Annotated in this window: 28 protein-coding genes; 14 read left to right on the top strand and 14 right to left on the bottom strand. The window is 60.2% G+C overall.

Annotated features, from left to right (window positions below):
- Positions 1–66 precede the first annotated feature (66 nt).
- From Q0859_RS08095 to Q0859_RS08115, 5 genes are read left to right on the top strand one after another with little or no spacing between them, the layout of a single operon-like run.
- Positions 67–831, top strand: a complete 765-nt coding sequence (locus Q0859_RS08095) for an SDR family oxidoreductase (protein WP_299149570.1) — start codon at positions 67–69, stop codon at positions 829–831.
- Positions 831–1,331 (top strand): gluconokinase, encoded by a 501-nt coding sequence (locus Q0859_RS08100; RefSeq protein ID WP_299149572.1) that lies wholly within the window; start codon positions 831–833, stop codon positions 1,329–1,331. Before Q0859_RS08095 ends, Q0859_RS08100 begins: the two co-directional genes overlap by 1 nt.
- Positions 1,328–2,215, top strand: coding sequence for an NAD(P)-dependent oxidoreductase (locus Q0859_RS08105; RefSeq protein WP_299149575.1), 888 nt, complete (start codon positions 1,328–1,330; stop codon positions 2,213–2,215). The genes Q0859_RS08100 and Q0859_RS08105 overlap by 4 nt, the downstream gene beginning before the upstream one ends.
- The gene (locus tag Q0859_RS08110; protein WP_299149576.1) at positions 2,212–2,544 is read left to right on the top strand and encodes a hypothetical protein; all 333 of its coding nucleotides are present in this window, start codon (positions 2,212–2,214) and stop codon (positions 2,542–2,544) included. Before Q0859_RS08105 ends, Q0859_RS08110 begins: the two co-directional genes overlap by 4 nt.
- A gap of 3 nt (positions 2,545–2,547) precedes the next feature.
- Entirely contained in the window at positions 2,548–3,552 is a 1,005-nt protein-coding gene (locus Q0859_RS08115; RefSeq protein WP_299149577.1) for a LacI family DNA-binding transcriptional regulator, read from the top strand.
- A 56-nt stretch (positions 3,553–3,608) separates the two neighbouring features.
- Here the strand turns inward: Q0859_RS08115 and Q0859_RS08120 are convergent, their stop codons facing one another.
- Together Q0859_RS08120 and Q0859_RS08125 are read right to left on the bottom strand one after the other, a co-directional pair.
- Positions 3,609–3,998 carry a VOC family protein gene (locus Q0859_RS08120; protein WP_299149579.1) on the bottom strand — a complete coding sequence of 130 codons (390 nt, stop codon included), beginning with the start codon at positions 3,996–3,998 and terminating at the stop codon, positions 3,609–3,611.
- 154 nt (positions 3,999–4,152) lie between these two features.
- The gene (locus Q0859_RS08125) at positions 4,153–5,184 is read right to left on the bottom strand and encodes a LacI family DNA-binding transcriptional regulator (RefSeq protein ID WP_299149582.1); all 1,032 of its coding nucleotides are present in this window, start codon (positions 5,182–5,184) and stop codon (positions 4,153–4,155) included.
- A 127-nt stretch (positions 5,185–5,311) separates the two neighbouring features.
- On the opposite strand from Q0859_RS08125, the gene Q0859_RS08130 reads away from it, so the two are divergent.
- From Q0859_RS08130 to Q0859_RS08155, 6 genes are all read left to right on the top strand, one after another.
- Positions 5,312–6,838, top strand: coding sequence for a sugar ABC transporter ATP-binding protein (locus Q0859_RS08130; RefSeq protein ID WP_299149585.1), 1,527 nt, complete (start codon positions 5,312–5,314; stop codon positions 6,836–6,838).
- Positions 6,825–7,847, top strand: coding sequence for an ABC transporter permease (locus Q0859_RS08135; RefSeq protein WP_299149588.1), 1,023 nt, complete (start codon positions 6,825–6,827; stop codon positions 7,845–7,847). Before Q0859_RS08130 ends, Q0859_RS08135 begins: the two co-directional genes overlap by 14 nt.
- Positions 7,848–7,873: 26 nt before the next feature.
- Positions 7,874–8,914 (top strand): substrate-binding domain-containing protein, encoded by a 1,041-nt coding sequence (locus Q0859_RS08140; protein ID WP_299149591.1) that lies wholly within the window; start codon positions 7,874–7,876, stop codon positions 8,912–8,914.
- Between the two features lie 112 nt (positions 8,915–9,026).
- A complete protein-coding gene (locus Q0859_RS08145; protein WP_299149592.1) occupies positions 9,027–9,785 on the top strand; it encodes an ATP-binding cassette domain-containing protein in 759 nt (252 codons plus the stop codon).
- Positions 9,782–10,897 carry an ABC transporter permease gene (locus tag Q0859_RS08150; RefSeq protein WP_299149593.1) on the top strand — a complete coding sequence of 372 codons (1,116 nt, stop codon included), beginning with the start codon at positions 9,782–9,784 and terminating at the stop codon, positions 10,895–10,897. The genes Q0859_RS08145 and Q0859_RS08150 overlap by 4 nt, the downstream gene beginning before the upstream one ends.
- Positions 10,898–10,984: 87 nt before the next feature.
- Complete coding sequence (locus tag Q0859_RS08155; RefSeq protein ID WP_299149596.1) at positions 10,985–12,127, top strand: substrate-binding domain-containing protein; 1,143 nt, start codon at positions 10,985–10,987, stop codon at positions 12,125–12,127.
- Positions 12,128–12,190: 63 nt separating this feature from the next.
- Here the strand turns inward: Q0859_RS08155 and Q0859_RS08160 are convergent, their stop codons facing one another.
- The 7 genes from Q0859_RS08160 to Q0859_RS08190 form a co-directional block, all read right to left on the bottom strand.
- Positions 12,191–12,349: a hypothetical protein gene (locus tag Q0859_RS08160; protein ID WP_299149599.1), complete on the bottom strand. Its 159-nt coding sequence runs from the start codon at positions 12,347–12,349 to the stop codon at positions 12,191–12,193.
- On the bottom strand, positions 12,333–12,728 hold the full coding sequence (locus Q0859_RS08165; protein ID WP_299149601.1) for a response regulator: 396 nt from the start codon (positions 12,726–12,728) through the stop codon (positions 12,333–12,335). The genes Q0859_RS08160 and Q0859_RS08165 overlap by 17 nt, the downstream gene beginning before the upstream one ends.
- 87 nt (positions 12,729–12,815) lie before the next feature.
- Complete coding sequence (locus Q0859_RS08170; RefSeq protein ID WP_299149603.1) at positions 12,816–14,066, bottom strand: PAS domain-containing sensor histidine kinase; 1,251 nt, start codon at positions 14,064–14,066, stop codon at positions 12,816–12,818.
- 74 nt (positions 14,067–14,140) lie between these two features.
- Positions 14,141–17,440 (bottom strand): chemotaxis protein CheB, encoded by a 3,300-nt coding sequence (locus Q0859_RS08175; protein WP_299149607.1) that lies wholly within the window; start codon positions 17,438–17,440, stop codon positions 14,141–14,143.
- 47 nt (positions 17,441–17,487) lie between these two features.
- Positions 17,488–17,877, bottom strand: a complete 390-nt coding sequence (locus Q0859_RS08180; RefSeq protein WP_299149609.1) for a response regulator — start codon at positions 17,875–17,877, stop codon at positions 17,488–17,490.
- On the bottom strand, positions 17,864–19,348 hold the full coding sequence (locus Q0859_RS08185; protein ID WP_299149612.1) for an ATP-binding protein: 1,485 nt from the start codon (positions 19,346–19,348) through the stop codon (positions 17,864–17,866). The genes Q0859_RS08180 and Q0859_RS08185 overlap by 14 nt, the downstream gene beginning before the upstream one ends.
- Entirely contained in the window at positions 19,345–20,094 is a 750-nt protein-coding gene (locus Q0859_RS08190; protein WP_299149614.1) for a transporter substrate-binding domain-containing protein, read from the bottom strand. The genes Q0859_RS08185 and Q0859_RS08190 overlap by 4 nt, the downstream gene beginning before the upstream one ends.
- Before the next feature lie 238 nt (positions 20,095–20,332).
- Between Q0859_RS08190 and tig the strand changes: the two genes are divergently transcribed.
- Entirely contained in the window at positions 20,333–21,667 is a 1,335-nt protein-coding gene (gene tig / locus Q0859_RS08195) for a trigger factor (protein ID WP_299149617.1), read from the top strand.
- Positions 21,668–21,742: 75 nt separating this feature from the next.
- On the opposite strand, the gene Q0859_RS08200 is transcribed toward tig, so the two are convergent.
- From Q0859_RS08200 to rpsF, 4 genes are all read right to left on the bottom strand, one after another.
- On the bottom strand, positions 21,743–22,297 hold the full coding sequence (locus Q0859_RS08200; protein ID WP_299149620.1) for a DUF4329 domain-containing protein: 555 nt from the start codon (positions 22,295–22,297) through the stop codon (positions 21,743–21,745).
- A gap of 182 nt (positions 22,298–22,479) precedes the next feature.
- Positions 22,480–23,124 carry a 50S ribosomal protein L9 gene (rplI, locus tag Q0859_RS08205; protein ID WP_299149623.1) on the bottom strand — a complete coding sequence of 215 codons (645 nt, stop codon included), beginning with the start codon at positions 23,122–23,124 and terminating at the stop codon, positions 22,480–22,482.
- Positions 23,125–23,136: 12 nt separating this feature from the next.
- Positions 23,137–23,364 (bottom strand): 30S ribosomal protein S18, encoded by a 228-nt coding sequence (gene rpsR, locus Q0859_RS08210; protein ID WP_005852865.1) that lies wholly within the window; start codon positions 23,362–23,364, stop codon positions 23,137–23,139.
- 18 nt (positions 23,365–23,382) lie between these two features.
- Positions 23,383–23,745 carry a 30S ribosomal protein S6 gene (gene rpsF, locus Q0859_RS08215; RefSeq protein ID WP_299149627.1) on the bottom strand — a complete coding sequence of 121 codons (363 nt, stop codon included), beginning with the start codon at positions 23,743–23,745 and terminating at the stop codon, positions 23,383–23,385.
- 271 nt (positions 23,746–24,016) lie between these two features.
- On the opposite strand from rpsF, the gene Q0859_RS08220 reads away from it, so the two are divergent.
- Together Q0859_RS08220 and Q0859_RS08225 are read left to right on the top strand one after the other, a co-directional pair.
- Positions 24,017–24,502 carry a hypothetical protein gene (locus tag Q0859_RS08220; protein ID WP_299149629.1) on the top strand — a complete coding sequence of 162 codons (486 nt, stop codon included), beginning with the start codon at positions 24,017–24,019 and terminating at the stop codon, positions 24,500–24,502.
- Positions 24,503–24,673: 171 nt separating this feature from the next.
- Complete coding sequence (locus Q0859_RS08225) at positions 24,674–25,243, top strand: YceI family protein (RefSeq protein ID WP_299149632.1); 570 nt, start codon at positions 24,674–24,676, stop codon at positions 25,241–25,243.
- Positions 25,244–25,425: 182 nt separating this feature from the next.
- On the opposite strand, the gene Q0859_RS08230 is transcribed toward Q0859_RS08225, so the two are convergent.
- Complete coding sequence (locus tag Q0859_RS08230; protein ID WP_299149635.1) at positions 25,426–26,646, bottom strand: cytochrome b/b6 domain-containing protein; 1,221 nt, start codon at positions 26,644–26,646, stop codon at positions 25,426–25,428.
- Between the last annotated feature and the right edge of the window lie 204 nt (positions 26,647–26,850).

Below are 26,850 nucleotides of genomic sequence, written 5' to 3' on the forward strand. Positions count from 1 at the left end.
TCGGTATCATGTTACCGGTATCAATTGCGACCCGTCAATCCCGCATCGACAATTTCGGAGACCTCCATGTCCAGTCTTTTCTCACTTGAGGGCCATCGTGCCCTGATCACCGGTTCGTCTCAGGGCATCGGGTTTGCCCTCGCAGCAGGACTTGCAGAGGCCGGGGCGGAGATCGTGCTGAACGGACGGGACGCCGCCAAGCTGGGGGCGGCGGCAACGGCGCTCAAGGCCAAGGGGGCGCGCGTGCACGAACTGGCCTTTGATGCAACCGACCACGACGCGGTGCGCACGGCCGTTGACGGGTTCGAGGCGCAAAGCGGTGCCATCGATATCCTGATCAACAATGCAGGGATGCAGCACCGGACCGAGTTGGAGAACTTTCCGGCTGATGCCTTTGAGCGGCTGTTGCAAACCAATATCGCCAGCGTGTTTCATGTCGGGCAGGCCGTGGCGCGCCATATGATCGGGCGCAAGGCTGGCAAGATCATCAACATCGCCTCGGTCCAGACCGCGCTGGCCCGGCCCGGTATCGCGCCCTACACGGCGACCAAGGGGGCGGTTGGCAATCTGACCAAGGGCATGGCGACGGACTGGGCCAAACATGGGCTTCAATGCAATGCAATCGCGCCGGGCTATTTTGATACGCCCCTGAACGCGGCCCTCGTGGCGGATCCCGAATTTTCCGCGTGGCTGGAAAAACGCACGCCCGCCGGGCGGTGGGGGCAGGTAGATGAATTGGTGGGGGCTGCGATATTCCTGTCCTCGCCGGCCTCAAGTTTCGTGAATGGCCACACGCTGTATGTGGATGGCGGCATCACGGCGTCGCTGTGATGCGCTGCTATGTGCTCATGGGGGTATCGGGGTGTGGTAAGTCGTCTGTGGGCACGGCCCTTCAGGCGGCGTGCAACCTGGACTTCATGGACGGCGATGACCTGCACCCCAAACGTAATATCGCCAAGATGGCGCGTGGCATCCCTTTGGACGACGATGACCGTGCGCCCTGGCTGGCGGATGTGGGCCGGGCACTGGCACGTCACGAGGGGGCGATTGCGGTGGGCTGTTCAGCCTTGAAAAAGATCTATCGCGACTGGATCCGGAATGAGGTGCGCGAGCCGGTGCATTTCCTGCACCTTGATGCGCCGCGCCATGTGCTGGAGCAGCGCGTGGCCCATCGGCCCGGGCATTTCATGCCAGCGTCGCTGCTTGAAAGCCAGTTTGCCACACTTGAGCGGTTGCACCGCGATGAATGGGGCGGACAGATCGATATCACCCGCCCTTTTGATCAGGTGCTGGCCCAATCCGAGGGATATGTCCGGGAGACGATGATATGAGTGAAAAGATTGCCCTGATCGGCGCGGGTGCCATGGGCGGTGCCATCGGGACCCGATTGCTGGATACCGGAAATAGGTTGCATGTCTTTGACCTGGACGCGAACCGCGTGGCTGCACTGGTGGACAGGGGGGCTGTTGCGGCGACCTCAGCGGCAGAGGCGGCGAGGGAGGTGGATTTCGTGATCACCAGTCTCAATGCGTCGCGTATCGTGGGCCTTGCCGCGTTTGGCAAGGACGGGATTGCAGATGGGGCCCGTCCGGGAACCGTGATCATCGACATGTCGTCGATTGAACCGGATGCGACCCGCAAGTTTGCCAAGATGGCCGCCGAGCGGGGCCTTGCATGGGTCGACAGCCCCCTGTCGGGCGGTGCGCCCAAGGCGCTGATCGGGGAGTTGACCCTGATGGCAGGCGGCGAGGCGGCGGATGTGGAGCGCGCGCATGTGGCGCTGAAACATGTGGCCTCCAACTACACCCATATGGGTCCGTCCGGGGCGGGGCAGACCACCAAGCTGATCAATCAGGTGCTGTGTGGGCTGGGCTTTCTGGCCGTGGCAGAGGCGACGCAACTGGCGCTGGATGCCGGGGTCGATGCCGCAAAGATCCCGCAGGCTCTGAAAGGTGGGCGGGCGGATTCCGCGTTGTTGCAGGAATACCTACCGCGCTTTGCCACCAAGGATTACCGGCGCACCGGGCGGATCGACAACATGGTCAAGGATCTGAACGCGGTGAACGATCTGGCCCGCCAGACCGGCACATCCATGCCCATGACGGCGCTGTGTGCCGAAATCCACCGCATGCTGACGGCCGCGGGTCTGGGCGGCGAAGATCAGGCTGCCGTCATGGAATTTTTCAACGGTGCCAAAGAGGAGATTACCCCATGATTACACGATTTGCCCTGTTCGAAGGATCGGTGAAACCGGGCCAGACCGACGCCTTTCGCGCGGCCGTGCTGGATCGGCTTGTGCCCTTGTGGCGGCAGTTTCCCGGTAACTCGGATGTGCGCGTGATGTTCAGCGATGACCGCGACGAAGGGGCCCCGGAATTTCCGCTGATCCTTGCGATCACCTATCCGGATGAGTCGGCGATGACAGGCGCGCTCAGCAGTCCGTTTCGCGCCCAGTCCCGCGACGTCACAGCCGAGATCGTGGCCGCGCATTTTGACGGGCGTATCCACCACCACGTCACCCAACTGAATGAATTTGTCGGCTAGGGCATGAGCACGCGCGTCACCATGCGGGATGTGGCCGAGGCGGTGGGCATGTCCCCCATGACCGTCAGTCGCGCCTTGCGCGAGGACCGCACGGTGAGTGCCAAGACGCGCGCGCGGGTGCGGCAGATCGCGGATGAGCTTGGCTATGTCTATGACAGCACGGCGCAGGCCTTTCGTACCCAGAAAAGCGGATTCGTGGCCGTCACTTTGCCCTCGATCAACAATGCGAATTTTGCCGAAACCTTTCGCGCATTGACGAACGGGTTGGGGGAGATGTCGCTGCAACTGCTGCTTGGCAGCACCAATTACCGGGTCGCGCGCGAAGAAGAACTGGTGCGCCAATTGCTGACCCGTAATCCCGAGGCGCTGATCCTGACAGGCGGGCATCACACCGACGCCACGCGGTCGCTGATACAGGGCCGGGGCCTTCCGGTGATCGAGATGTGGGATTTGCCCGCTGATCCGCTCGGCCACGTGGTCGGCTTTTCCAACGGCGATGCCATGGCCCCGATCGTCGATCATCTGGCGCGGACCGGGCGGCGCAAGCTGGCTTTTGTGGGTGCCTCCGAAGGGGCGGACATGCGCGGCGCGGCGCGTCGGGCCGGGGTCGTTGCAGCGGCGCGCGCGCGTGGCTTGCCCGAGGTGGCGATGATTGATGCAGGCCCGGCACCAGTGTCCATGCGCCACGGCGCGGCGGCGATCGAGGCCGTGGGGCGGGATGTTGCGCGCTATGACGCTCTGGTGTGCGTATCCGACCCGGTCGCCTTTGGTTGCCTGAGCGCGGTGCAGCGGATGGGGCTGCGCGTGCCGGGTGATCTGGCGATCACCGGTTTTGGCCATTTCGAGGTCGCCAAGGTCTCGCACCCGCGGATCACGACGGTGAACGTACAAGCCGAAGATATCGGGCGTCAGGTCGTGACCCTGCTGCAAGGGATCTTCGACGGAGAGGTTGATACCGCGATGCGGGTTGATGTGGGATCCGAGTTGGTGGTGGGGGAGACGAGTTAGAGGCAGCCGGCAAGGTCGGTGTGTGGAACCTTGCTGCCGTTCAAAGATATTTAGTTTTAACCCCAAGCTGCATTCTGCAAGACGAGTCGGTATCCATCAGGGTCTTCAAAAGTGCGCCCCAAACGATCCCAATATGGGTTAAAGGCTTCGACTGCTGAGAATCCTGCGTCTTGCATTCGCTCAACAGCATCGTTCCACTCGCGTTGGTCTGGCAAGTATAGGACAATCAAATTGTCCTTGGTTGGCGCTCGACCTGCAATATGTTCCGAATTTTTTGTAAATTCAAAATGATAGAGTGATCTGGGGTCACCGACCATCATGCCGTCAAAGCCATCATGGTCTGAGAACTCATAAAGAATTTTCAATCCCAATCCATCGACATAAAATGACTTCAGCGCGGACAAATCGTCTGTGGGCCGTGCAACGCGCAGCTTTGGAATTGTCATGTTTGTCACCACCATTTTGAATCATGGCGCACTTCTACAACCTCAAGCATACTTGAGATCAAGCGCAAACTTCTCCGGTAGGTCTGGGCTCAAACCCGACCCTCACCGAACAAACACGACCCGACCAGCGATGCTGATGTCGGACGGTCTCCCCTCAAACGCCACTATTGCGCACGGTCGACCCCGGGATCAGGCGAAAGCCGATATCGGTGCAGCTTGGCACAGGCTCGTCCGTCAATCGCCCCATCATCAGTTCTGCTGCCTTCTGACCCAGCCTCAGATGGGGCACGTGGCAGGATGTGAGCCTGCGGTTCATCACCGAGGCGATGGGCAGATCGCCCCAACCCGCGATGCCGATATCGTCGGGGATGTTCAGCCCCTTGGCCGCGCAATATTGCAGTCCGCCAAAGGCCATCGCGTCATTCTGATAAAAGATGCACTCGATATTGCGCGCCGCAGCCAAGAGCTGCTCGGTCCCGTAAAAGCCGGGATAATACGTCGCCGTATCGTGCAGGCACAGCTGTTTGACGACCGCGCCGCCAGCCCCCTCAACCGCCTTACAAAAGCCGTTCAGGCGCGCGGTCGCGGCATTTGCCGTGTCGTGGGAGGTGCCCACATAGCCGATGTCACGATAGCCAAGCGCGGTCAGATATCGACCCATGTCAAAGCCGCTGTCGAAGTGGTTGATGCCGACGCTCATATCCAGAGGGGAGGAGTTCAGATCCCAGATTTCGACCACTGGAATGCCCGCATTGCGCAACATTTCGGTGGCGCGCGGAGAATGATAGCGCCCCGTCAGAATGAGACCGGCAGGCTGCCAGGACAACACGGTCCTGATCCAGTTCTCTTCCTCTTCCTGGGTGTGCTGGGTGAGGCCCAAGACGGACTGGTATCCGAATGTGCCCAACTTGCGATCAATGCCCTCAAGCACCTGCGCAAAGACCTCGTTTCCGAGGTCTGGAATGGACACCCCGATAAATGTCGAGCTTTGGTCGCCTGCAAAAACCGTGGCCAGTCGATTCGGCAGATATCCAAGGGCATCGACCTGCGCCATCACCTTGACCCGGGTATTTTCCGAATAGCCCCCTTCGCCGCGCAAAACCCGGCTGGCCGTCATCTTTGACACACCCGCTGCGCGCGCCACCTCGGATAGGCTTACTTTATTGTTTTTACTTTGTTTTTCCATATATTTTGTCATTTTACGTTACGGGTAACTTAAGCCTTGACACTCTGGGCGCTCTGGCCCGATGCTATCGTAACGTTACGGGTAACTCAACGGGGAGGTTGGGTGCCACGGCCCTGGAGGAAACGTTATGCCGGACCTGCAAGCAGGTTTGTTCTTTGACAGCATCGACAAGCATTTCGGCGGCACTTACGCGCTGAAAGATGTGTCCTTGACGGTGGGCCGGGGTGAGATCGTGGCGCTTTTGGGCGAGAACGGTGCGGGCAAGTCCACACTGATCAAGGTGCTGGGCGGCATCCATACGCCGGATGCGGGCCGTGTGCTGATTGACGGGGTGCCCTATCAGCACAGCCCGGCGGGGTTCGGCGAACGTCAGAAGGTGGCGTTCATTCACCAGGATCTTGGCCTGATTGAGTGGATGACGGTGGCTGAAAACATCAGCCTTGCCCTGGGCTTTTCCCGCAAGAACGGGTTGATCCGCTGGCAGGATGTCGAACGCTTCGCCGCCCTTGCACTCGAAAAAGTGGATTGCGATTTCGACCCCACCACCCGCGTCGAGGATTTGACGCGCACCGAAAAATCCTTGGTCGCGATTGCCCGTGCGCTGGCGGTGGACAGCGAATTTCTGGTGCTGGACGAGCCGACGGCCTCGCTGCCCGCCGACGAGGTGGAGCGGTTGTTTGCAGCTCTGCGCCCCTTGCGTGAACGCGGTGTGGGCATGATCTATGTCAGTCATAGGCTGGATGAGATTTTCCAGATCGCCGACCGCGTCGCCGTTCTGCGGGACGGCGCGATGGTTGGGATGCGCAGCATTGCCCACACCACGCCCGAAGAACTGGTGCAGAAAATCGTCGGGCGCAAAACCCGCGAAACGGTCAAGGCCAGCGAGGCGATTGGCGCACCCGTCCTGTCGTTACGCGACTTTGATGTCGCGGGCATGCAAAAGCTGGATTTCGACCTGCAACGTAACGAAGTGCTGGGCCTTGTCGGCTTGCGCGGGGCAGGGCACGAAGCCATCTCACGCGCGCTATTCGGCTTGATGCCCTACGAAGGCGCGGTCAGCCTTGATGGGGTGCAGCCCGATCTGTCGTCACCCCAAAAGGCACTGCATGCCGGTGTTGGTCTTGTGGCCAAGGACCGCACCGAAGAATCCGTCGCGATGAGCCTGTCGATCCGCGAAAACACATTTCTCAATCCCGAAGGGATCGGGCGCAGGCTGCTTAACCTGCTGTCGCCCCGGACCGAAGCAGAGCAGGCGGCGGTGATTGGTGTCGCGCTTGGCCTGTCGCCCAATGACCCCACGCTGGCCATCGAGGCGCTGTCGGGGGGCAATCAGCAAAAGGTGGTCATTGGCCGCTGGCTTGCGACCAAGCGCAAGCTTCTGATTTGCGAGGACCCGACCGCGGGCGTCGATGTGGGGGCCAAATCCGAAATCTATGCGCTGCTGAACCGCGCCCTTGGCAATGGCGTGGCAATCCTGATTATGTCCACTGATTTCGAAGAGATCGCCACCATTTGCCACCGCGCCATCGTCTTTAGCCAAGGGGCCATCGTGGATGAACTCAGCGGCACCCGGCTGACCACGGAAAACCTCATTCAGTCCGCCTCGGCCGGGAATATCAAAACACAAAGGGGGGCTGTCGATGCAATCGCTTGAATCCGGCGCGTTGGAACCGACAAAGGCCGAACTGAAAGGGCTGAGCACAGGCAAACGCATCCTGCGGTTCCTGCCGGTCTATGGGCTGGTGATCCTGACGGTCTTTCTGATCGGGCTGTTTTCGGTGCTGTTGCCCAACACGTTCCCCACCATGCTGAACCTGCGCTCGATCATTTCGGACAAGGCGATCATTGCGCTGCTGTCGCTTGGGGCGATGATCCCGATGGCCGCCGGGCGGATCGACCTGACCGTGGGTTACGGGATCGTGTTGTGGCACATTCTGGCAATCAGTTTGCAGACGATGCTGGGGCTGCCATGGCCCATAGCGGTGGCGATTGTGCTGCTGTTGGGGGCGGTGACGGGGTTCCTGAACGGGTTGCTGGTTGAGGTCGCCAAGATCGACAGCTTTATCGCGACACTTGGCACGGGCACTGTGCTTTATGCGCTGGCGCTGTGGCACACGGGTGGGCGGCAGATGGTCGGGCTGCTGCCGGACGGGTTTTATGCGCTCAACACCACCTTTGTCTTTGGGTTGCCGATCACGGCCTACTACCTGCTGGTGATCACGGTGGTGATGTGGATCGTGCTCGAATACACGCCCGTGGGCCGGTATCTCTATGCGATTGGGGCCAACCAGCGCGCCGCGCAACTCAACGGCATTCCCACCCGCAAATACGTGATCGGGGCCTTTGTCGCCTCGGGTTCAATGACGGCGCTGGCCGGTGTGCTGCTGGCCGCAAAGTTGCGGATCGGGCAGGCATCAGTGGGGCTTGAGTTTCTGCTGCCCGCACTTGTCGGGGCCTTTCTGGGCTCCACCACGATCAAACCCGGCCGGGTGAATGTGTGGGGCACCGTCGTCGGTGTCGTTATTCTGGCGGTGGGCATTTCGGGCATTCAACAATTTGGCGGCTCCTTCTGGGTCGAGCCGCTTTTCAACGGAGTTACCCTGCTGGTTGCCATCGGCATCGCAGGCTACGCGCAGCGCAAAAAAGGTGCAGACAAGCGCTGACGCATCAATTGCAAAGGGAGGATACCATGCAAAAACGTACATTCATGGCCGGATTGATGGCCACGACCATGATGGTCGCAGTGCCTGTGCTGGCCGCTGACTGGGACGGCCCCACAAGTGGCCCGACGGCAGCGGATGACAAATCCATCGTTGTGGTCGCGGGGGATCTCAAAAACGGCGGCATTCTGGGGGTCACCACAGGTGTCGAGGAAGCCGCTGCAAAGATCGGCTGGGAGGTGCGCGTTCTGGATGGCGCAGGTTCGATCCAGGGGCGCACGGCGGCAATTGGTCAAGCCCTCGCGCTCAAGGCGGACGGGATCATCATCAACGGCTTTGACGCGGTCGAACAGCAAGCCGCGCTTGAAGGCGTGGTGGCCGCCGACGTGCCAATGGTTGCCTGGCATTCGGGGCCTGTCATCGGCTGCGACGCGCCGGGGGGCATCTTTGCCAATGTCTCGACCGATGCGATGACCGTGTCCGAAGTGGCCGCACAATGGGCGATTGAGGACGGGGGCACCGATATTGGCGTCGTGATCTTTACCGACAGCACCTACCAGATCGCCATAGACAAGGCCGACCGGCTGAAAGAAACGGTCGAGGCGGCGGGCGGCACCGTCCTTGAATATGTGGACACGCCGATTGCGGACACCTCCACGCGCATGGGGCCGCTGACCACATCGCTGTTGCAAAAGTATGGTGACAGCTGGACTCACGCGCTGGCGATCAACGATCTGTACTTTGATTTCATGGGGCCATCGCTGGCCGCTGCCGGGCTGGCCCCCGAGGCCGGACCTCAAGCAGGGTCTGCGGGTGACGGGTCCGAGGCGGCCTTTCAACGCATCCGCTCCAGCGGGTATCAGGCCATCACCGTGGCCGAGCCGCTGAACCTGCAAGGCTGGCAGTTGGTGGACGAACTGAACCGCGCCATTCAGGGCGAGGCCTGCTCGGGCTATGTCACGTCACCCGCACTGGTCACACCCGAAGGGTTGGCCAAGCTGGGCGACAGCAACGCCTTTGATCCCGACATTCCATATCGCGACGCCTACGCGACGATCTGGGGCAAGTAAGCCTCCTCCCTGCGGGGTCCCGGTCGAGCGGATCGGGGCCTCGCGCCTATCGAAATACCGACCCGGCGCGGCCCTTTGCGTCACATATCCGATTTTTGCGGAGGATAACGTCATGGCACAGACACCGCTTGTCCAGATGACAGGCATCACCAAACGCTTTGGGGGCGTAACCGCCCTGCAAAATGTCGATCTGACCGCCTATGCGGGCGAAGTGCTGGCCATCGTCGGCGACAACGGCGCAGGCAAATCGACGCTGATCAAGGTGCTTACGGGCGTCTATCAGCCAACCGAGGGGCGGATGTTCCTTGATGGACAAGAGATCGCATTCGCCAGCCATGCCGAGGCCATCGAGGCCGGGATTGATGCGGTGTATCAGACGCTGGCGCTGGCCGACCACCTTGACCCGCCGGCCAATATGTTTTTGGGCAATGAACTGACCAAATCTGTTTTGGGCATCCCCATGCTCGACAACAAAAGGATGCGGTCCGAAACCGAGCGGGTGTTGATGGAACGTCTTGGGGTGAAGCTGAAATCACTCGATGCGCCCACCGAAAGCCTGTCGGGCGGACAACGGCAGGCGGTTGCCATCGCGCGCGCCGTCTATAGCGAGGGGTTGCGGGTGCTGGTGATGGATGAACCCACCGCCGCCCTCGGCCCGCAGGAAACGGCCCGAACCCTCAAGCTGATCCAGACGGTCAAGGCGCAGGGCCTTGCCGTGATCCTGATCAGTCATTCTCTGGATGATGTGTTCGAAGTGTCCGACCGGGTGCATGTGCAACGGCGCGGCCAATGCGTGGGCGTGGTCAAGACGGCCCACAGCAGCACCCAAGAGGTGCTGGGCATGATCGTCGGTGCGGAGGAAGCAGCATGAGCACCGCCCCGGCAAAACCGTTCAACGAGCGGATCGAACCTTACATTGCGATCATCGGCCCGATGGTGATGATCCTTGCGATCCTGCTGTTCATGGGGGTCGTCGAACCGGCCCGCTATTTCCGGCTGACCAACCTGAACCTGATCCTGCTCGATGCAGCGCTTTACATGCCCATGGCCATGGCGATGACCTTTGTGATCACCCAAAGGGGAATTGATCTGTCCATCGGGTCGATTGCGGCGCTGTCTGCGATCCTGATGGCCTTTCTGATCAAGCAATACGGGTTTTCGGTCTATATCGCGGTGCCTATCGCGGTCATGCTGGGGGCGCTTATGGGGCTGATCAACGGGCTGATCATCACGCGACTGAACGTGCCCGACCTGATCGGAACGCTGGCGATGGACCTCGTCTATCGCGGCTTTGCGCTGGTGATCGCCAAGGGGCTGGTGCTGGCGCGTTTTCCCGATTTCCTCACCGAGATCGGGCGTGGCCAAATCCCCGGCTTTGTGCCGGTCCCCGTCCTGATCGGGATTGCCACGATGATCGCGGGCTATGTGTTGCTGAGGCGCACGTATTTCGGGCGCTACACCATCGCCATCGGCTCCAACCCGGAGGCGGCGGACCTGACGGGCATCGGGGTGAAACGGCACAAGGTCTATGCCTATGTGTTGTGCGGGGCCTGCGCGGCGATCGGGGGGATCCTGTTGACGGGCAAACTGAACGCGATTCAGGCGACCTCGGCCCCCTATTTCAACCTGCATGTGATCGCCGCCGTGGTCGTGGGGGGCACGTCGCTGTTCGGCGGGCGGGCTTCAATGCTGGGATCGTTTGCGGGGGTGTTACTGTTGTCGATGATGATCAACGCGCTGGTAACTCTGCGGATCGAGTTCTTTTGGCAATCGGTTGCATCGGGCGTCGTGATTGTCAGTTCGGTCGCGCTTTACACCTGGATGCAAAAGAAAGACCGGGACGGGGCAGGGGGGCTTCTGGCGGGCCTGCAAACCCCGGACGGTCAGAAGATGCTGCGCTTTTCGGCGCTGCTGATCGGTCTCCTGATTGGCCTCTTGGCCATCGGAGGGATCTTTGCCGGTGACGTAAATCCAAGCGGATAGCCGGTCACGTGCGGGGATGGTCGGGTCGGGGGTGCAGCCCCGACACCGACCGATGGCCCCGCTCTCATTGCAAAGGGAGGAACCAAGATGAGACTTTTAGCAACCACAGCCCTCGTGGCAACCGCGCTGGCGGGATCGGCATTTGCGGACGGGCATGCGACCCTGCCCCTGACGGAATTGCCGGGCATCGCGGATCGCGATTACTGGGTGCCAGGCGAAGTGAACGCCGAAGGCAAACTGGAGGCGCTTCAGGCGGTGGTCGGGGCGGATGCGGTCGCCTTTTCCGGCACGCTTGACGATCCGATCCAGATCGCCCTGATCTACCCCTCAGCCGATACGTCCGACTTCTGGGCGCGCAATTATCTGGCGCTGACCAAGCGTCTGGAACAGTTGGGCATTGCTTACGAGACAACCGAGTTCGCCTCGCGCCAGATCGAACATTCCTTGCAATCGACCTATGCCAATCAGGTTGTGCAGGATGCGGACCTTTATGACTACGTGATCTTCGGGCCGTCCGAATTGGCCATTCAGGCTGACAACATCGACAAGATGGCGGCCAATGACGATTTCAGCACCTATGTCTGGGCCTTTCACACCCCGCTGAAAGACCTCGAAAACCAGCCTGATGCGTGGTTCGACTTTTCATCGGCTGCGGGCGCGCTGACCATGTGCGACTACATGCTTGGCCGTCTGGGCAATGACATCACCATGGCGATGAACCGCGGTATTCCGGGCATCACCGACAACCAACGCTCGGGCGATTTCAAAGCCTGTGTGGAGGAAAAGGGCAACTGGACGACCGTCTATGAACACTACGGTGAGTACCAGCGCGAAGGCGGGTTCGAGGGGACATCGCTGATCCTGCAAGCCTATCCTGAGGCCACGATCATCCACAACGCCAACACCGCAATGGCGATGGGATCGGTCGAGGCACAGGTGGCCGTCGGCAAGGAAAAAGAGGTGTTTTCGACCGGGTGGGGCGGCACCGGCCTTGAGCTGGACGCGATCCGGCGCGGGGAGCTTGATGCCACACCGATGCGTATGGGCGACGACGTCGGCGCGGCCACCGCCGAAGCGATCAGGGCCGATCTTGAGGGGCGCGCGGACGAGTTGCCACTGGTCTTCCTTGGGCGCATCACCGTGGCCCATGACGAGATGAGCGCCGAGGAAATCGACGCCCTGGAACAGGAAGCGTTCCGCTTCTCCGGGGTGGGCGCACTCAGCCGCTAAGGCCCGGTTCGACCCACATGACAAAGAAAGGCCCGCCATCACCGGCGGGCCTTTTGCGCTGCATCAGTGATGCGGGTCGTAATGCGGCTTTTTCGGCTTGGGATAGATTGGCAGATGCGGGATCATCACATGGTCGGGCTGGTGGATCACGTACATGAACGCTTTGGCAATATCGTCGGGGCGCAAGGCATCCGGCTTGAGACCGTCAAGCGCGGGCCACATATGCCGCGTCCTCATCATCGCCGGTCACGACATGCGCAACCATCGTCGTGAGTTCGTGCAGATCCACAGGCTTGCGCAACACAAGCCGTGCATTTTGGGAAATACCGAACAACTCCCCTTTTGGAAACAGCCCGCTGCCGGTCATAAAAATAACCTCGGCATCGGGCGCGGCGTAACCTGCGTAATTGGCAACGTCCGTCGACATCGCGCCGTCGATCATGAGATCCAAAAGCAGGATGTCAGGTGTGCAGCGGCGCAGCTGCGACATCGCGTCTTCGTTGTTGGAGGCTGTGTGAACGTCGTAGCCCGCATCCTCAAGCGCTTCCTTGAAGGCAAACTGGAGGCCAGGATCGTCTTCAAGCAACAAAACAACAGTCATTATATCCCCGCACACAAATATGCTGACTGTCTATGTCAAGGGACTGAAAAAAGTCTTAAAGGGGCGGTCCAATGTGTAAACTTTGCATCATAAAGTGGTGTCGGGTGATGTCGGCTCTTCTTCTGCGTGCGGAACGGACACGCTGAAAACCGCGCCATTTTTTCCATCTGAATGCGCTGTCATGGTCCAGCCATGGCGGCGACAGACTTCCATGCAGGTGGCAAGGCCGATGCCACTGCCGTCCACAGTAGGGTCAAGACGGCGAAACGGCAGAAAGATTGACCGCGCCTCGCCTGGATCAAAGCCGCGCCCATTGTCGCGGATCGACAGAATGTCGCGCTCACCCGTGCCGGCCAGACGGATCGACAACACCGGCGCACGGTCCGGGTGGCGGTATTTCAACGCATTTGTGAGCACATTCATCACAAGCATGCGCAGCAGGTCGGGCGAAGCATCAATGCTGATATCCTCGCCATCAATCGTGACCTCGCCATCGACGGCACCGATATAGGGTTCCAGATCAGCCACCAGATCTTGCAGAAATGGCCACAATGCAACCCGTTCCGTCTCAAGATTTGCCGAGGCGCTGCGGGCATGTTCCAGAAAATCGGAGGTCATCTCGTCCATCTGCGCCACGGCTTTCACCATGAAGTCGACATATTGCATGACCTTTTCAGGCAACTCATCGCTGAACTTGGTGGTCATCATGTGCAACAGGCCCGACATCGTATTCAGTGGGGTGCGCAGATCATGGGAGGCGGTGTTGGCAAACGCCTCCATCGCGATCATCTTTTGGTGCATGTCGTAATATTCGGTCTGCACCCGAGCCAGCTCGTCGCGCGCGGCGATACGTTTGAGGTTCATCGTGCTCAACGCCTCGGCGGTGGCCTCAAGCTGGTTTTGAGTGAGCAGATAAAGGGGCGAGCGCCCGTCCGATCCCCGCAGCAGCGAGACATAGAATGCGGTGCCTGTGCTGGGCTGCCGCTTACCGATGGCGCGCATGAAAAACGTGGCTTTGCCCTGAATGACGCCAGCACGCAACGTCGCCATGATCGTGTCAGGTTCCCCACGGGCCATCCTGGCAAAAGCCATGCCGCGCATCTGATCCGTATCGCTGATGTCCGGAGGGCAGAACGACCGCTCCGCCCGGCGATTGCAGACCAGAACGCGACCCTCCGCATCCAGGATCACGGATGCAAAGGGGGAGCAGACGAAAGCGGCACCCAGCACATTGGCATCCACAGGCGTATGGTCGGGCAGCAGCGCAAGGGCCTGCGCCACATCGCGGTTGAGGCCGGCAACGATCGCTGTGGGGAGGGCCCTGTCAGTCAGAGTCATATTGAGGACATTGGTGCGTAATAAGACATAGCGTCGTATAGCGCGCTTACGGTAAACCAGTGGTTAAAGGTACGTCAGTGAACGGCTTGGGCAACCTGTGCGGGCTTTGCGCTCTGATCGATACGGCGCAGGCTGCCAAAGACATGGGTCACTTTGCCTTCACCCTTGATCCGGGCACGCCCGACGCATTCGCAGTTGATCGCGGTCCCGTCCTTGTGCATCACATGAAAGCTGGTCGAAAACGCTTCCCCCTGCTCAAGCGCGGCTTGAAACCGCTTTGCGACCTGCTCGCGGATATCGGGGCGCACCACGCTCAGCAGGCTTTCGACAGAGGGGGTATGGGTGATGTCATCAAAGCCCAACAGATCAAACAAGGTCTTGTTCCAGCGCGGGGCGTTGTTTTCAACATCAAACCAGAAAAATCCGATCCCAAGATCCTCCTGCATGGCCTCGACACCAGCAAGGCGAACGTCACGATCAATTTCGTCCGCAGTGTTCCACATCACACCGATCATCTGCACAGGCTCACCGTCGGCGTTGCGGATGAGGGTCGTCTTGCCACTGACGGGCACGAGATGGCCAGCGGGACCGAACACGCGGTGCTCATATTGGATGCTGCCGCCATTTTCGCTGAGGCTGTCCAGCTTGTGTTCGGCTTGGGTGCGATCTTCGGGGTGGATCAGCTTGAGGGCATCCGCCCAGCTTGGCATTTGCCCGGAATCGGGACGGCCATGGATGGCAAACATCTCGGGTGACCAGAAAAGCTCTTTTGTTTCAAGATTATAGGACCAGTGCGCTACATGGCTGATATCGCTCATCATCTGGACAACACGCGACAGGGGTTCGCTGTCATATTGGGTGATGGTGATCGACAAACCGATCAATTTGCGGTGCAGATCATGCACAGGTGACATGATCATGGTAAAATATTTGCCGCGCGACAGGATCGGGGTGCGACGGGTTTCCTGGACACGCAGCACAGTGTTGGCCATCGGCGCAAGGGCGGGGAAGCCGTCGGGCAGGCTGCACTGGCTGAGGTGAACGCCGGTGGGGGGCACCTCACTCAGGCCAAACAGGTTCATGGCCTCGTGCGACAGGCGACGCACCATCAGGGCCTGATCGGCCAGGGCAACAGAATAGGGGGCCGAGGTCATTGTCGCCTCAAGTTCAGAGGCAAGGGCCTGACGTTCGGCCGAACTGATCTGCAATTCCTCATTGACGGTCATCAGCTCTTCATTGCTGGACTGGAGTTCCTCATTGGAGGTCTCAAGCTCTTCGTTGGTGGCCTGAAACTCTTCGTTGGTGGATTGCAATTCCTCGTTGGCGGCCTGCATTTCCTCATTGGCGGTCTGCAACTCTTCGATGGTTTGCTGCAGGGCCTCCTGGGTGGCGCGGATTTCCATTTCCATCCGCTCGATATAGGCGCGTTGTTCCTTGTCCGAGATATCACCCGGTGGCGCATCGTTTTCCTTTTCGAACTTGGTGTTGATGGCGATGAGGCACTGCATCTCGCCGCCCTTGTGGGCAGAAAAGGGAAACACCTGAAGCTGTGCACGGTTGCCCACCGACAGGGACACGGTGTGCCAACGCCCATCGCGGCGGGTTTTGCTGCGCAAGGCGACAGCAATCAGGCTGCCGATTTCACCGCGCAAGGGGTCAATGAGCATCTTGATGTTCAAGGCCGAGGACGCGCCCGCACGAATTTCCATGAACGGGCTGAGATCACCAAGGACCTCGATGATGTTGCCGTTGCGGGTGCAAATCATGCCGTTGGGTGCCACCACGCGGGCCAGCGGCATTTCCGGGGCTTCATTCGTTTCGGCAGCACTCGGTTTGGCGCTGGCGGCGCTGCCAGCAACGGTATGGCGTTGATAGCTGCGCGCACCGGTCTGGTTGGCCAATTCGCCAGACACGCCGCGGCGCTTGGCAAAGATCTTGTCCGCGCCCTGACGCCCCTCAAAAAACACGCCCATTTCACCCACGGTTTCGGACGTTCCCACGAACAGCAACGCCCCCGCAGCCATGGCATAGTGCAACCGGCTGAGAACGCGTTCCTGCAAGGCGAGGTTGAAGTAGATCAGCAGATTGCGGATGCTGACCAGATCCACGTTGATGAAGGGCGGATCCTGAAAGACGTTGTGGTGCGAAAACAAGGTCGCGGCGCGCAATTCCGGGCGGACCTTGATCTCGGTGTCGGTGACGGTGAAATACTGGTTGAGCAGGCTCGGGGGAATGTCCTGCGCGGCGGCCACGGGATAGATGCCCCGCCGGGCGACTTCGATGGCATTCTGGTCAATATCAGTGGCGAATACCTGCACGTTGTTCTTGGACAGCTCGCCAATGCCGCCAAGGATCTCGGCGATGGTGATGGCAATCGAAAACGCTTCTTCGCCGGTCGCACAGCCCACAACCCACACCCGGATGGGGCCGGAACTGCGCTTTTGCATGCTGCGTTTCAACTCGCGCTCAAGCTTTTCAAACTGATCGGGGTCGCGGAAAAAACGGGTGACAGAGATCAGAAGATAGCGGTGCAGCGCATCCACTTCGCTGACATTGGACCGGCAAAAATCGACATAGTCATCATAGTCGTCGATATCGAGTGCGGTCATGCGCCGCGCGATCCGGCGGTTGAGCGTATTTTCCTTGTAGTCCGCAAAATCCACATGGGTGCGGGCCAGCAGGATGCCGAACAACTCGCCCAACGGGTTGGGGTGATCCTGCAACGTGCGCAGCCCGTCGAAATTGCGGGGCCGGGCGAGGATCTTTTCCAGATGCGTGCCGATTTGTTCGGGGGACAGGGTCAGGTCAATGCAGCCGGTTTCAATCGCCGAAATCGGCATACCGTCATATTTCGCGGTGGAGGGTTCCTGCGCGATGGTGATGCCACCGGCCTCGCGTACGGCCTGCACGCCGTAGCTGCCATCCGATCCCGTGCCCGACAGCACAATGCCCATACATGCTTCGCCACATTCCTCGGCAAGACTTTTGAACAGGCGATCCGCCGAGGGTTTGGGCGAGGCCGCGTGCCCCGAGGGCTGGCGCAGGCGCAGCACCCCGTTTTCGTAAATCACATCCGTGTTGGGCGGCGTGACATAGATCGCGTCCAGTTCCGGCTTGGTTTCAGCCTCCAGCTCGTGAACGGGCAGGCGGGTCTCGCGGGCGATCAGGGTCGACAACACGCTCTTGTGGGTCGGGGACATGTGCTGGGCGATCACATAGATCGCACCGGCGTTCTGAGGCAGGTTCTGAGCCAACAGCGACACCGCCTCTAGCCCACCGGCAGAGGCCGCGATACCGACAACCCGGGGGCGGGCGGGCCGGGGGGCGGCGGCGGATGCGTCATCGGGGCTGGTATCCAACGTATCTGACGTCATGCAGGTCTCGCACTGTTAAGGATGAGGGGCGTGGCGCAGGCGCAAGGCTAGGCGGCGGTGCAGTAGCGATCTATCAGGGTCAGCAGGTGACCGGGCGAGACGGGTTTGCTGGCAAAGCCGTTCATGCCCAATTGTTCCATGCGCGCATCATCGTGATAGTTCACATCGGCCGTCACCGCGATGATCGGCACGTCGCGGGGCGGGGCGTCCTGGCCGCCGCGAATGTGGCGGGCGGCGTCAATGCCGGACATCTCGGGCATGTGCAGATCCATCAGCACCAACCCGAATGCCGTCGGATCACCATAAAGTGCGCTGCACCCTTCGCTTCCGTTCTTCGCAATTTCGACCTCGACCCCCAATGTGGCAATGATTTCCTTCATCATAAAGCGGGTAAATTCATCATCTTCGACCAAAAGTACTTTCTTACGATGTGGCATGATCAGAATCCAACCTCACGTTGCAATGAAGGGTTAGCAAAAATTTGCAGGCGAAACCATCTCTTTCGTCAGAAGCCAGTCTGAGCTGGGCGCCCATCAGCTGTGCCATCTCAAGACTGATCGCCAATCCAAGGCCCGTGCCGCCATGACTGCGGCTCATGCCCTCGTCAATCTGAGAAAACCGGTCAAAGACGCGTGCCGCATCTTTTTGCGAGATGCCGGGGCCGGTGTCGGCAATGGACACTTCAAGGCACGTTCCGATTCCATTGTCGGGCTGTTTGGGGGCGTGGCCCACACCGATGCGGATTTCGCCCGTGGTTGTGAACTTGGCCGCATTGTCGGTGAGGTTGGTGATGATCTGGGTCAACCGGGCGCCGTCCAGCTCGTACTCGGTATCAAGGTGCGGATCGAGATCAAGGGTGACGTTGATCTTCTTTTGGTGGAAGTGCACGGCGGCGGCGGTGGTTTCCTGCCATTGTGCGGCCAGACGGCGAATATTGGTAGGGCGGGTCGAGATGGTGACCGCGTTGGAATCCAGCCGCGACATGTCCAGCACATTGGACAACTGATTGTGCAACTGGCGTGCGGCGCGGCTGGCGACATTGGCATAGTGGCGTTGCCGGTCGGGCACCTCTTTGCCGGTTTCGATCAGGTGCAGGAAACCGAGGATCGAATTGAGCGGCGTGCGCACCTCATGGCTCATCGTCCCGATAAAGGTCGAGCGGACAGACAACGCCTCGCGGGCGTCCTGTTCGCTTTTGACCCGCTCGGCGATCTCGGCCTGGAGGGTGGTCATGGTGTTGCGCACCCGACCTTCATAGGCGGTGACGGCGCGGACGATACGGTCCAGGTCATCGGTCTTGGCGCGGGCGGCGCGATCAAGGTGCAATTCGGTCGATGGGATGGCGACGCTGGAGCTGTCCACATGTTCGGCAATGGTGTGCATGTGGCGACTGATCATGCGGTGCACGATGTAAAGCAGGGCAATGGCGGCGACATAGGCCTTGACCAGATTGGTCAGCAGCGTCACCCAGAATTGCGCCCACACCCGGTCAATGACCGCCTCCAATGACAACTCGGCACGCAAAGTGCCCAAAGGCTGGACCACGCCATTGTTCGAGGTGTGGTTCAGATCGTAAATCCGTTGCAGCGGCGTTTCACTGGCCGTGCCACGTGTCCAGCGATGGCCGGTGACACTGCTGAGCTCCAGATGGGTCACAGCCGCGTTCGACGCGATACCATCCAGAATGATGTCGACCTGATCGAAATCAAAGGTCCAAAGCGCCAGTTCCAGCGTCTCGGACATCGTGCTTTTGATCTGATCCAACACCCCGGTGGTATCGGTTTTCTGGCTTTCATAGCTGGCGACCAACTGGATTCCCGTGGAAAAGATCGACAACAAAGAACCGATCAGCAGCGATGCAAGGACCAGCCGAAATCCCAGTTGATCCCTGAAATAGCGTCTGATCATTCGGGTGTCAGACTGTTCGCATGTACAGCGAGAAGCGCGTCCAGACTGCCGTCGTCGCGCATCTCACCCAACACGCGGTTGAAATCGGCAACGATCTGGGCACTGCCCTCAAGATCCTTGCGGACACCCATATGCAGGGTCTGCGACACCAGCACACCGGGCGCGAACTCGATACGATCCGCAAGGGTGGGGTCATCTTGCGTGATGGCGTGGCGGATCACATCCACACTGTCCAGCGTCAGATCCACCCGGCCATGGGCGACCATCTGCACACCTTGCAGCGCCGTTGTCACCACCACCTTGTTCAGATAATCGGCCCGGTCAAAATCGGCCTCATAGACAAACCCATCCCCCACAGCGATCGAAAAGGGGCGCAACGCATCCACAGAGGTAAAGCTGTGATCGCCCCCCTTGCGCTGCACCAGCCGCACATCGGTGGAAAAGAACGGCTCGCTGTAGCCGAGGAAGGTCTGTAACTCGGCATCCTCAAACAGACTGCCCACAATGTCGAACTCGCCGGTCCGCGCGCCATCGATCACGCGGGCCCAGGGGACAACCTGTGTATCAACATCATATCCTGCACGGCGCAACACAGCCGAAATCACATCCAATGACAGGCCGCCATTTGGCAACGCCTCGCCGGAAAAGGGCGGCCACTCATCCGCGACCACACTGAGGGTCTGCGCCTTCAACGGGGTAAAAATGGCGTGAAACGCGATGAGGACGGCGAACAAAAGTCTGGTCACTGCTGGGTCTTCCCTCTGTGGTTGATAATTCAATGGCCCAAGCACCGTTGCAACACCAGCCTTAATTTCAGCTTAACACGGACCCTCGAAGGGTCGATCACCGCCTTCAAACCGCTCAAGACAGGCTCATTTGCGGCCCCGACCGCCTATGCCCTTGCGCCCGCGCAAACCCATGCATAGAAGGGCGCGAAATTCCGATCAGCCCCCACACGGGGGTCCTTACGCTATGGGAGCACACATGCAGGTCACCGAGACGCTGAACGACGGTCTGAAACGCGGCTACGCCATCACGGTGACAGCTGCCGAACTGGACGCCAAGGTCAACGAAAAGCTGACAGAGGCCCAGCCCGACGTCGAAATGAAGGGTTTTCGCAAAGGCAAAGTGCCGATGGCGCTGCTGAAAAAGCAGTTTGGCCAACGGCTGATGGGCGAAGCGATGCAGGAAAGCATTGATGGTGCCATGTCCGAGCACTTTGAGGCCTCCGGGGATCGCCCCGCGATGCAGCCCGAAGTCAAGATGACGAACGAAGACTGGAAAGAAGGCGACGACGTTCAGGTCGACATGTCCTATGAGGCGCTGCCCGAAATCCCCGAGGTCGATCTGGGCAAGCTCAAGCTCGAACGTCTCGTGGTCAAGGCCGACGATGCGGCTGTGGACGAAACACTGACCTCGCTTGCCGAAAACGCGCAGGACTTCAAAGCGCGCAAGAAAGGCTCCAAGGCCAAGGACGGCGATCAGGTCGTGTTCGACTTCGTCGGCAAGGTCGATGGCGAAGTGTTCGAAGGTGGCTCTGCCGAAGGGCACGCACTGGTGTTGGGTTCGGGTCAGTTTATCCCCGGTTTCGAAGAACAGCTTGTCGGCGTGAAAGCGGATGAGGACAAGGCGGTCACCGTCTCGTTCCCCGAGGACTATCAGGCCGAACATCTGGCCGGCAAAGAGGCCGTGTTCGACTGTTCGATCAAGGAAGTCAAAGAGCCGGTGCCCGCCGAGATCAATGACGAACTGGCGACCAAATACGGGGCCGACGATCTGGCGGGCCTCAAGACCCGCATCGCCGAGCAGCTTGAGGGCGAGTACGCGGGTGCTGCCCGTGCGGTAATGAAGCGTGCCTTGCTCGACCAGTTGGACACAGCCGTCAGCTTTGATCTGCCCCCAAGCCTTGTCGAGGCCGAAGCCAAGCAGATCGCGCACCAGCTTTACCACGAGGAAAACCCCGAAGACACCGGGCATGACCACGGTGAGATGGAGCCGACAGCCGAGCATAAGGAACTTGCAGAGCGTCGCGTGCGTCTTGGCCTGTTGCTGGCCGAGCTGGGTCAAAAGGCCGAGGTGGAGGTGACCGACGCCGAAATGAGCCAGGCAATCATGCAGCAAGCGCGTCAGTATCCCGGTCAGGAACGCCAGTTCTTTGAATTCGTGCAGCAGAACCAGCAGATGCAGCAACAGATGCGCGCGCCCCTGTTCGAAGACAAGGTCGTGGACCACATCGTCGAAAACGCGTCCGTCACGGACAAGGAAGTGTCCAAGGACGATCTGCAAAAGGCCGTGGAAGCACTGGAAGTCGACGACTGATCCAAACGATCCGATACAGGACAAAGCCGCGCCTCTTTCAAAAGGGGCGCGGCTTTTTCGTTTCAGGGTAGGGGGTCAGTACGCGCGCAACTGGTTCAGCGTATAGGTCTGGCGCACCGGAAAGTCCGGGTCCTCGCGATAGTTGGGATCGGGTATCAGACAACTCACCCCGCAGACTTGGCGGGCCACGCGGGCACGCGCATCCACATACCACAACCGCCCCCCCGGGGTTGCGATATAGCCATCGGTGTCATCCTCGATATCGGTGCGCATATCGTCAAAGGAGGGCACCTCGGTCAGGAATTCAGGACTGTAGGAACCATGAGTGTGATAGGAAGCCACCACCGTAAATCCGACAAAGCGCGGATCGGGGGGCAAACAGGATGACACGCGACCCCGGCGCGGCTCGGTTGCGACTAGCGCCCCAGCGGGGTCCAGGCCGATCAACCCGCAATATTCGCGGTCTTCAGCGATGGAGCGGGGCTGGATATCGTTGAACAGACGGCTGACAAAGGCAACCTCGGCCTGACTTTGGGGCAAGGCGCGCGGGGCCATCTGCACCGTACCCAGATCGTCTGGCGCACAGGCACCCAAGGCCAGCATCACTATCGGGAAAATCGCAAATCTCATCCGGGCAGAGTGACGCGGGGCCGCGCAATGGTCAAACAACATCGTGGTTTCTTTTGACCAAAAATACCGCGGGGGGGGGCGTGCAGCGGCGATGGGGGCTGGCCCCCTCTGCGCCGCATGAAAAAACCGCGCCCCCTCGATAAAAGGGGACGCGGTCTATTCTATCACACCACGGGCGTGGTTCAGGTTGCGGGCGTCTCGTCGTCACCTTCGGCAGGGGCCTCATCGGTGGCGATGCCTGCGGACTCGGCCAGTTCTTCGTCATCGGACGCGGCGGCACCGATATCGTCGAACAGTTCCTGAATTTCGAACTCGGCAGCGGCTTCCTCTTCGGCGGCCAGTTCCTGAATTGATTTGCCCGACGCTTGCAGCTCGGCCTCTTCGGTCGAACGCGCGACGTTCAGCTGAATGACGGCCTCGACTTCGGGATGCAGAACGACATGGACGTCGTGCAGGCCCAGCTCCTTGATCGGAACGGGGATGACAACCTGCTTGCGGTCCACCGAGAACCCTTCGGCAGTGGCAACTTCGGCGGCATCACGGGTGGTGACGGAGCCATAGAGGTTGCCGCCATCGGAGGCCTGGCGAATCACGATGAACTGCTGACCGTTCAGCTTGTCACCAAGGGCCTCGGCCTCTTTGCGGGTTTCCATGTTGCGCGCTTCGAGCTGCACTTTCTGCGTTTCAAAATCGGCAATGTTGGCCTTGGAGGCGGTCAGTGCTTTCTTCTGGGGCAGCAGATAGTTGCGGGCATAGCCGGACTTGACGTCCACGACGTCGCCCATCTGGCCCAGCTTGGCCACACGTTCGAGAAGGATAACTTGCATGATCAGGTCTCCTTATTTCACGGCGTAAGGCAGCAGGGCGAGGAAGCGGGCGCGCTTGATGGCACGGGCCAGTTCGCGTTGCTTCTTGGCCGAAACGGCGGTGATGCGGCTTGGCACGATCTTGCCACGCTCAGAGATGTAGCGTTGCAGCAGGCGCGTGTCTTTGTAATCGATCGCAGGTGCGTTGTCGCCCGAGAAGGGGCAGACCTTGCGACGGCGGAAAAATGGTTTTGCAGCCATGGTTTAGCTCCCTTTCGCTCAGCGACGCTCGCGGCGTTCGCCGCGGCCTTCGCGCTCATCGCGCTTTTGCATCTGGACCGAGGGGCCCGTGGCGTGTTCGTCGACCTTGATCGTCAGAACGCGCATGACGTCATCATGCAGGCGCATCAGTCGCTCCATTTCCTGCACGGCCGCCGCAGGGGCATCGGTGCGCAGAAAGGCGTAGTGGCCCTTGCGGTTCTTGTTGATCTTGTAGGCCATGGTCTTGACGCCCCAGTACTCGTTTTCCACGAGGGTGCCACCATTGTCCGACAGGACGCCGCCAAAATGTTCGATAAGCCCTTCGGCCTGTGTGTTGGACAGGTCCTGACGGGCAATCATCACATGCTCATAAAGAGGCATGGTCGTGCTCCACTTCTATCAAGGCGCATTTCATAGACCGGTCCGTAAATCCCTGCTGGACGGTCACGAGAGACTGCGCGGCAAAAACGGGTTTGCAGGGATGGGGTCGTATAGGCAGGGCGCGCGTGCATGACAAGGGCAAATGACCGATGGGTGGGCAGTGTAGTGCCGAGCAAATTTGCCGGGCACCGGGTTTCCATACGGGGGCCGCATTTTGGCCTGATTTGGGCGGCTTTAATCATTTCAACAGTTTGATCTCAGGATGTACGCCATGACCGCCTTTACCGACACACTCCCCGACATCGCCCCCGCAGACCCCGCCCGCACAGTGGACGGGCAGCGCATGTTGATCCGCGGCGCACAGCGCCTTGTGGGCGTGGCCTTGGTTCTGGCCGCATTCGGGTTGTGGATCGAACCGGGCGCGATCTGGGACGCAGACCTTGCCTTGTTCAAGTTTGCGCTGTCCCTGGCCATCGGATTTGCCGGGCTGATCTGTTTGCAATCGGCCCGTGCGGTTGTCGGTGTCGAGGTCGAAATCGACACGGTGCGCCGCGAAGTGCGCCTTGTGCGCGGCAGCGGGCGGGCCCGCACATTGGTGTCGCGCACCCGGATCCGCGATCTGGGCCCGGCTGAATGGTGCGGCGCGATGGTGCGCCTGTGGGCGCATGACGGAGCCTTGGTGGCCGAAGTCGCGCTGAGCGACCCCGCCTTGCGCAAAGGTCTGATTGACGCGCTGCGCGACGAAGGCAAACTGTAATCCCGTTTCGGGGTCAGTGGAACGTATCAGGCCCGCTGCGGTTCACCTGATACTGAGCAATACTGCGCCCATGTTCAGCGACGCGCACGTTGTGTTGATCGCTGCGCAGTTGTAATTGCGGGCTGCACTGCCATGTCATGCCCCACGTCAACCAACGTGGAGCATGTACACATGAGAACCCTTCTTCTTGCCGCAGCCTTGTCGACCACCGCCTCGTTCGCAGCCGCGGCAGAGCGCTATACGCTGGATTCCAGCCACAGCCAGATCCTGTTTTCCTACAACCACCTCGGGTTCTCCACGACTTGGGGGATGTTTTCGGGATTTGAAGGCGAGATCATGTTTGATCAGGAAAACCCTGACAGCTCGACCGTCACCGTGTCGATGCCCACAAAATCCATGTTCACCGGTTGGGAGCAGCGCGATGGGCATTTCATGTCCGGTGATTTCTTTGCAGCCGAAGACGGTGATCTGATCACCTTCACGTCGACTGGCATTGAAGTAACCGGCGACGGCACCGCCAACATCACCGGCGATCTGACCATGAATGATGTCACCAAATCCGTTGTGCTGGATGCCACATTGAACCAGGCAGGCACGAACCCGCTGTCCAACAAGGAATGGGCTGGCTTTAACGCCACAACAACCCTGTTGCGCTCGGATTTTGGCCTGGGTGCCTTTGCCCCGGCGGTGAGCGATGAAGTGCAGGTGCAGATTTCGATCGAGGCTGAAAAGGCGGAATAAGCCCCGGATCACCCGATGACGACAGGCCGCGCAGTCCCTTGCGCGGCCTTTTCTTTGGGCTGGTGTTGAACGGACGCGCAGCCGCGCGACACGATTTTATTCAGAACCGCCTTTTCAGACGGCTCTGATATTTGACCACAGACGGCGATCATTCCTCAACAGAGCAAGGTCGGCCCCTTGCGCTATGGTGCGCGGGTGGCTGTCAGCTCGACGTTCACCCCGACGTCGAACTTGAGCGAGCTTTCATCCGCCGTGTTGTTCCCGATCCCGAAGCTGCGCCTGTCCAGCGTCAGCCTGCCTTGTATCGTTGCGGTGTTATCAGCCACATCCAGCGTGAAGGGCAGGGTGACCGGCACGGATTGCCCTTTGAGTGTAAGCGTGCCCTGGGCTTCATACCCGCCCGCCGTGTTGACGATATCGGCCACGAACTGCGCCGTTGGGAAGTCGGCGGCGTTGAAATAGTCGGCACCCATCGCCTGTCCGGTAACCGACCCGAGCGTCAGCGACCCGATGGACACGGTCACATCTGCGGTGCCTGCAACCCCGGTGTCCACGGTTTCGTCAAAGCTGATGGCTGCCGTCCAGTCCGCGAACTGGCCTGCGACCTCGCTGCCCAGTTGTGTCACCGTGATGGCCAATGTGCCCGACTCGACCGCCCAGTCCGATTGCACATCCTCGAGTGCAGCCGCATCGGTTGTTTCGCCGTGAGGTGCGTAGACCCCAAGCGCGCTGCCAGCCGTCAGTGCCACGATCCAAAGGGCCAGCGCTGCGATGATGGCGCGGGCGTGCCCGTGATGGGCAGAGACGGGCGGCACCTCGGTCTTGCCGAACCACATCCGCCGCAGCGTCGCGTCCTTGTCCACCAAGTGATGTTTGAGCGCCCCTGCAATATGCAGCAGCAGTGCCAGCCCCAGCACCTTGGTCAGCACCCAATGCGCGCCCGCAAAGGTCGCCGCCACGGCTTCGGATTTGGGCACCAGCGGCAGGGTCTGCCCAAAGGGCCACCAGATCGGTGCAAAGCCGGAGGCGGCAGCGTGGTGGACCCACCCGGACAGCGGCACCAGCACGAGCGAGCCGTAAAGCAGCCAGTGCACGGTTTCGGCGGCAAAGGATTCGACGGGGCGGTCGGGGTGCAACAGACCCGGCTTTGGTTGGCTGATTGCCCAGAGGATGCGTATCAGCGCCACGAAAAAGACAGTGACCCCAAGCGTCTTGTGCAACGAGAACAGCCAGGCGGTGCGTGCCACCAGCGCATCCGACGGTGCGCTCGCGGTGCGCAACTCGTCCGCCAGTTCGTTGGCGTAAAGCCCGAGCGGCATCAGCGTCAGGATCAGCAGGGCTGTCAGCCAGTGCAAGGTCTTGGCCACGCTGCCAAAGTGCGATGGGGTGTTGGTGAGGGGCATGGGTCTACTCCGGCACTGTTGGACTGATGGGGTAACACGCGGCCCCTTGATTTTATGCGATAATGTTATGCGATGCGGGGCCAACACAACCGCCAATTCCTGCACATGTGCCGTGCAGGCCTGTCCTTGCCGCCGGTGTCGGGGTCTTGTCGGGGCGCATCTGCGCGACTACACCCGAAAGGACAGCAAGAAACGAACAGGGCA

This window comes from uncultured Tateyamaria sp. (assembly GCF_947497045.1).
GTDB lineage: Bacteria > Pseudomonadota > Alphaproteobacteria > Rhodobacterales > Rhodobacteraceae > Tateyamaria.

Coding starts and splice junctions, on each gene's coding strand:
- Q0859_RS08140 (WP_299149591.1), top strand. CDS start 7,874: ATGCAAAAACGTACATTCATGGCCGGATTGATGGCCACGACCATGATG.
- Q0859_RS08185 (WP_299149612.1), bottom strand. CDS start 19,348: ATGATCAGACGCTATTTCAGGGATCAACTGGGATTTCGGCTGGTCCTT.
- Q0859_RS08110 (WP_299149576.1), top strand. CDS start 2,212: ATGATTACACGATTTGCCCTGTTCGAAGGATCGGTGAAACCGGGCCAG.
- Q0859_RS08175 (WP_299149607.1), bottom strand. CDS start 17,440: ATGACGTCAGATACGTTGGATACCAGCCCCGATGACGCATCCGCCGCC.
- Q0859_RS08155 (WP_299149596.1), top strand. CDS start 10,985: ATGAGACTTTTAGCAACCACAGCCCTCGTGGCAACCGCGCTGGCGGGA.
- Q0859_RS08145 (WP_299149592.1), top strand. CDS start 9,027: ATGGCACAGACACCGCTTGTCCAGATGACAGGCATCACCAAACGCTTT.
- Q0859_RS08200 (WP_299149620.1), bottom strand. CDS start 22,297: ATGAGATTTGCGATTTTCCCGATAGTGATGCTGGCCTTGGGTGCCTGT.
- Q0859_RS08100 (WP_299149572.1), top strand. CDS start 831: ATGCGCTGCTATGTGCTCATGGGGGTATCGGGGTGTGGTAAGTCGTCT.
- Q0859_RS08135 (WP_299149588.1), top strand. CDS start 6,825: ATGCAATCGCTTGAATCCGGCGCGTTGGAACCGACAAAGGCCGAACTG.
- Q0859_RS08220 (WP_299149629.1), top strand. CDS start 24,017: ATGACCGCCTTTACCGACACACTCCCCGACATCGCCCCCGCAGACCCC.
- rplI (WP_299149623.1), bottom strand. CDS start 23,124: ATGCAAGTTATCCTTCTCGAACGTGTGGCCAAGCTGGGCCAGATGGGC.
- Q0859_RS08165 (WP_299149601.1), bottom strand. CDS start 12,728: ATGACTGTTGTTTTGTTGCTTGAAGACGATCCTGGCCTCCAGTTTGCC.
- tig (WP_299149617.1), top strand. CDS start 20,333: ATGCAGGTCACCGAGACGCTGAACGACGGTCTGAAACGCGGCTACGCC.
- Q0859_RS08160 (WP_299149599.1), bottom strand. CDS start 12,349: ATGTGGCCCGCGCTTGACGGTCTCAAGCCGGATGCCTTGCGCCCCGAC.
- Q0859_RS08225 (WP_299149632.1), top strand. CDS start 24,674: ATGAGAACCCTTCTTCTTGCCGCAGCCTTGTCGACCACCGCCTCGTTC.
- rpsF (WP_299149627.1), bottom strand. CDS start 23,745: ATGCCTCTTTATGAGCATGTGATGATTGCCCGTCAGGACCTGTCCAAC.
- Q0859_RS08230 (WP_299149635.1), bottom strand. CDS start 26,646: ATGCCCCTCACCAACACCCCATCGCACTTTGGCAGCGTGGCCAAGACC.
- Q0859_RS08120 (WP_299149579.1), bottom strand. CDS start 3,998: ATGACAATTCCAAAGCTGCGCGTTGCACGGCCCACAGACGATTTGTCC.
- Q0859_RS08105 (WP_299149575.1), top strand. CDS start 1,328: ATGAGTGAAAAGATTGCCCTGATCGGCGCGGGTGCCATGGGCGGTGCC.
- Q0859_RS08180 (WP_299149609.1), bottom strand. CDS start 17,877: ATGCCACATCGTAAGAAAGTACTTTTGGTCGAAGATGATGAATTTACC.
- Q0859_RS08150 (WP_299149593.1), top strand. CDS start 9,782: ATGAGCACCGCCCCGGCAAAACCGTTCAACGAGCGGATCGAACCTTAC.
- rpsR (WP_005852865.1), bottom strand. CDS start 23,364: ATGGCTGCAAAACCATTTTTCCGCCGTCGCAAGGTCTGCCCCTTCTCG.
- Q0859_RS08170 (WP_299149603.1), bottom strand. CDS start 14,066: ATGACTCTGACTGACAGGGCCCTCCCCACAGCGATCGTTGCCGGCCTC.
- Q0859_RS08115 (WP_299149577.1), top strand. CDS start 2,548: ATGAGCACGCGCGTCACCATGCGGGATGTGGCCGAGGCGGTGGGCATG.
- Q0859_RS08130 (WP_299149585.1), top strand. CDS start 5,312: ATGCCGGACCTGCAAGCAGGTTTGTTCTTTGACAGCATCGACAAGCAT.
- Q0859_RS08125 (WP_299149582.1), bottom strand. CDS start 5,184: ATGGAAAAACAAAGTAAAAACAATAAAGTAAGCCTATCCGAGGTGGCG.
- Q0859_RS08095 (WP_299149570.1), top strand. CDS start 67: ATGTCCAGTCTTTTCTCACTTGAGGGCCATCGTGCCCTGATCACCGGT.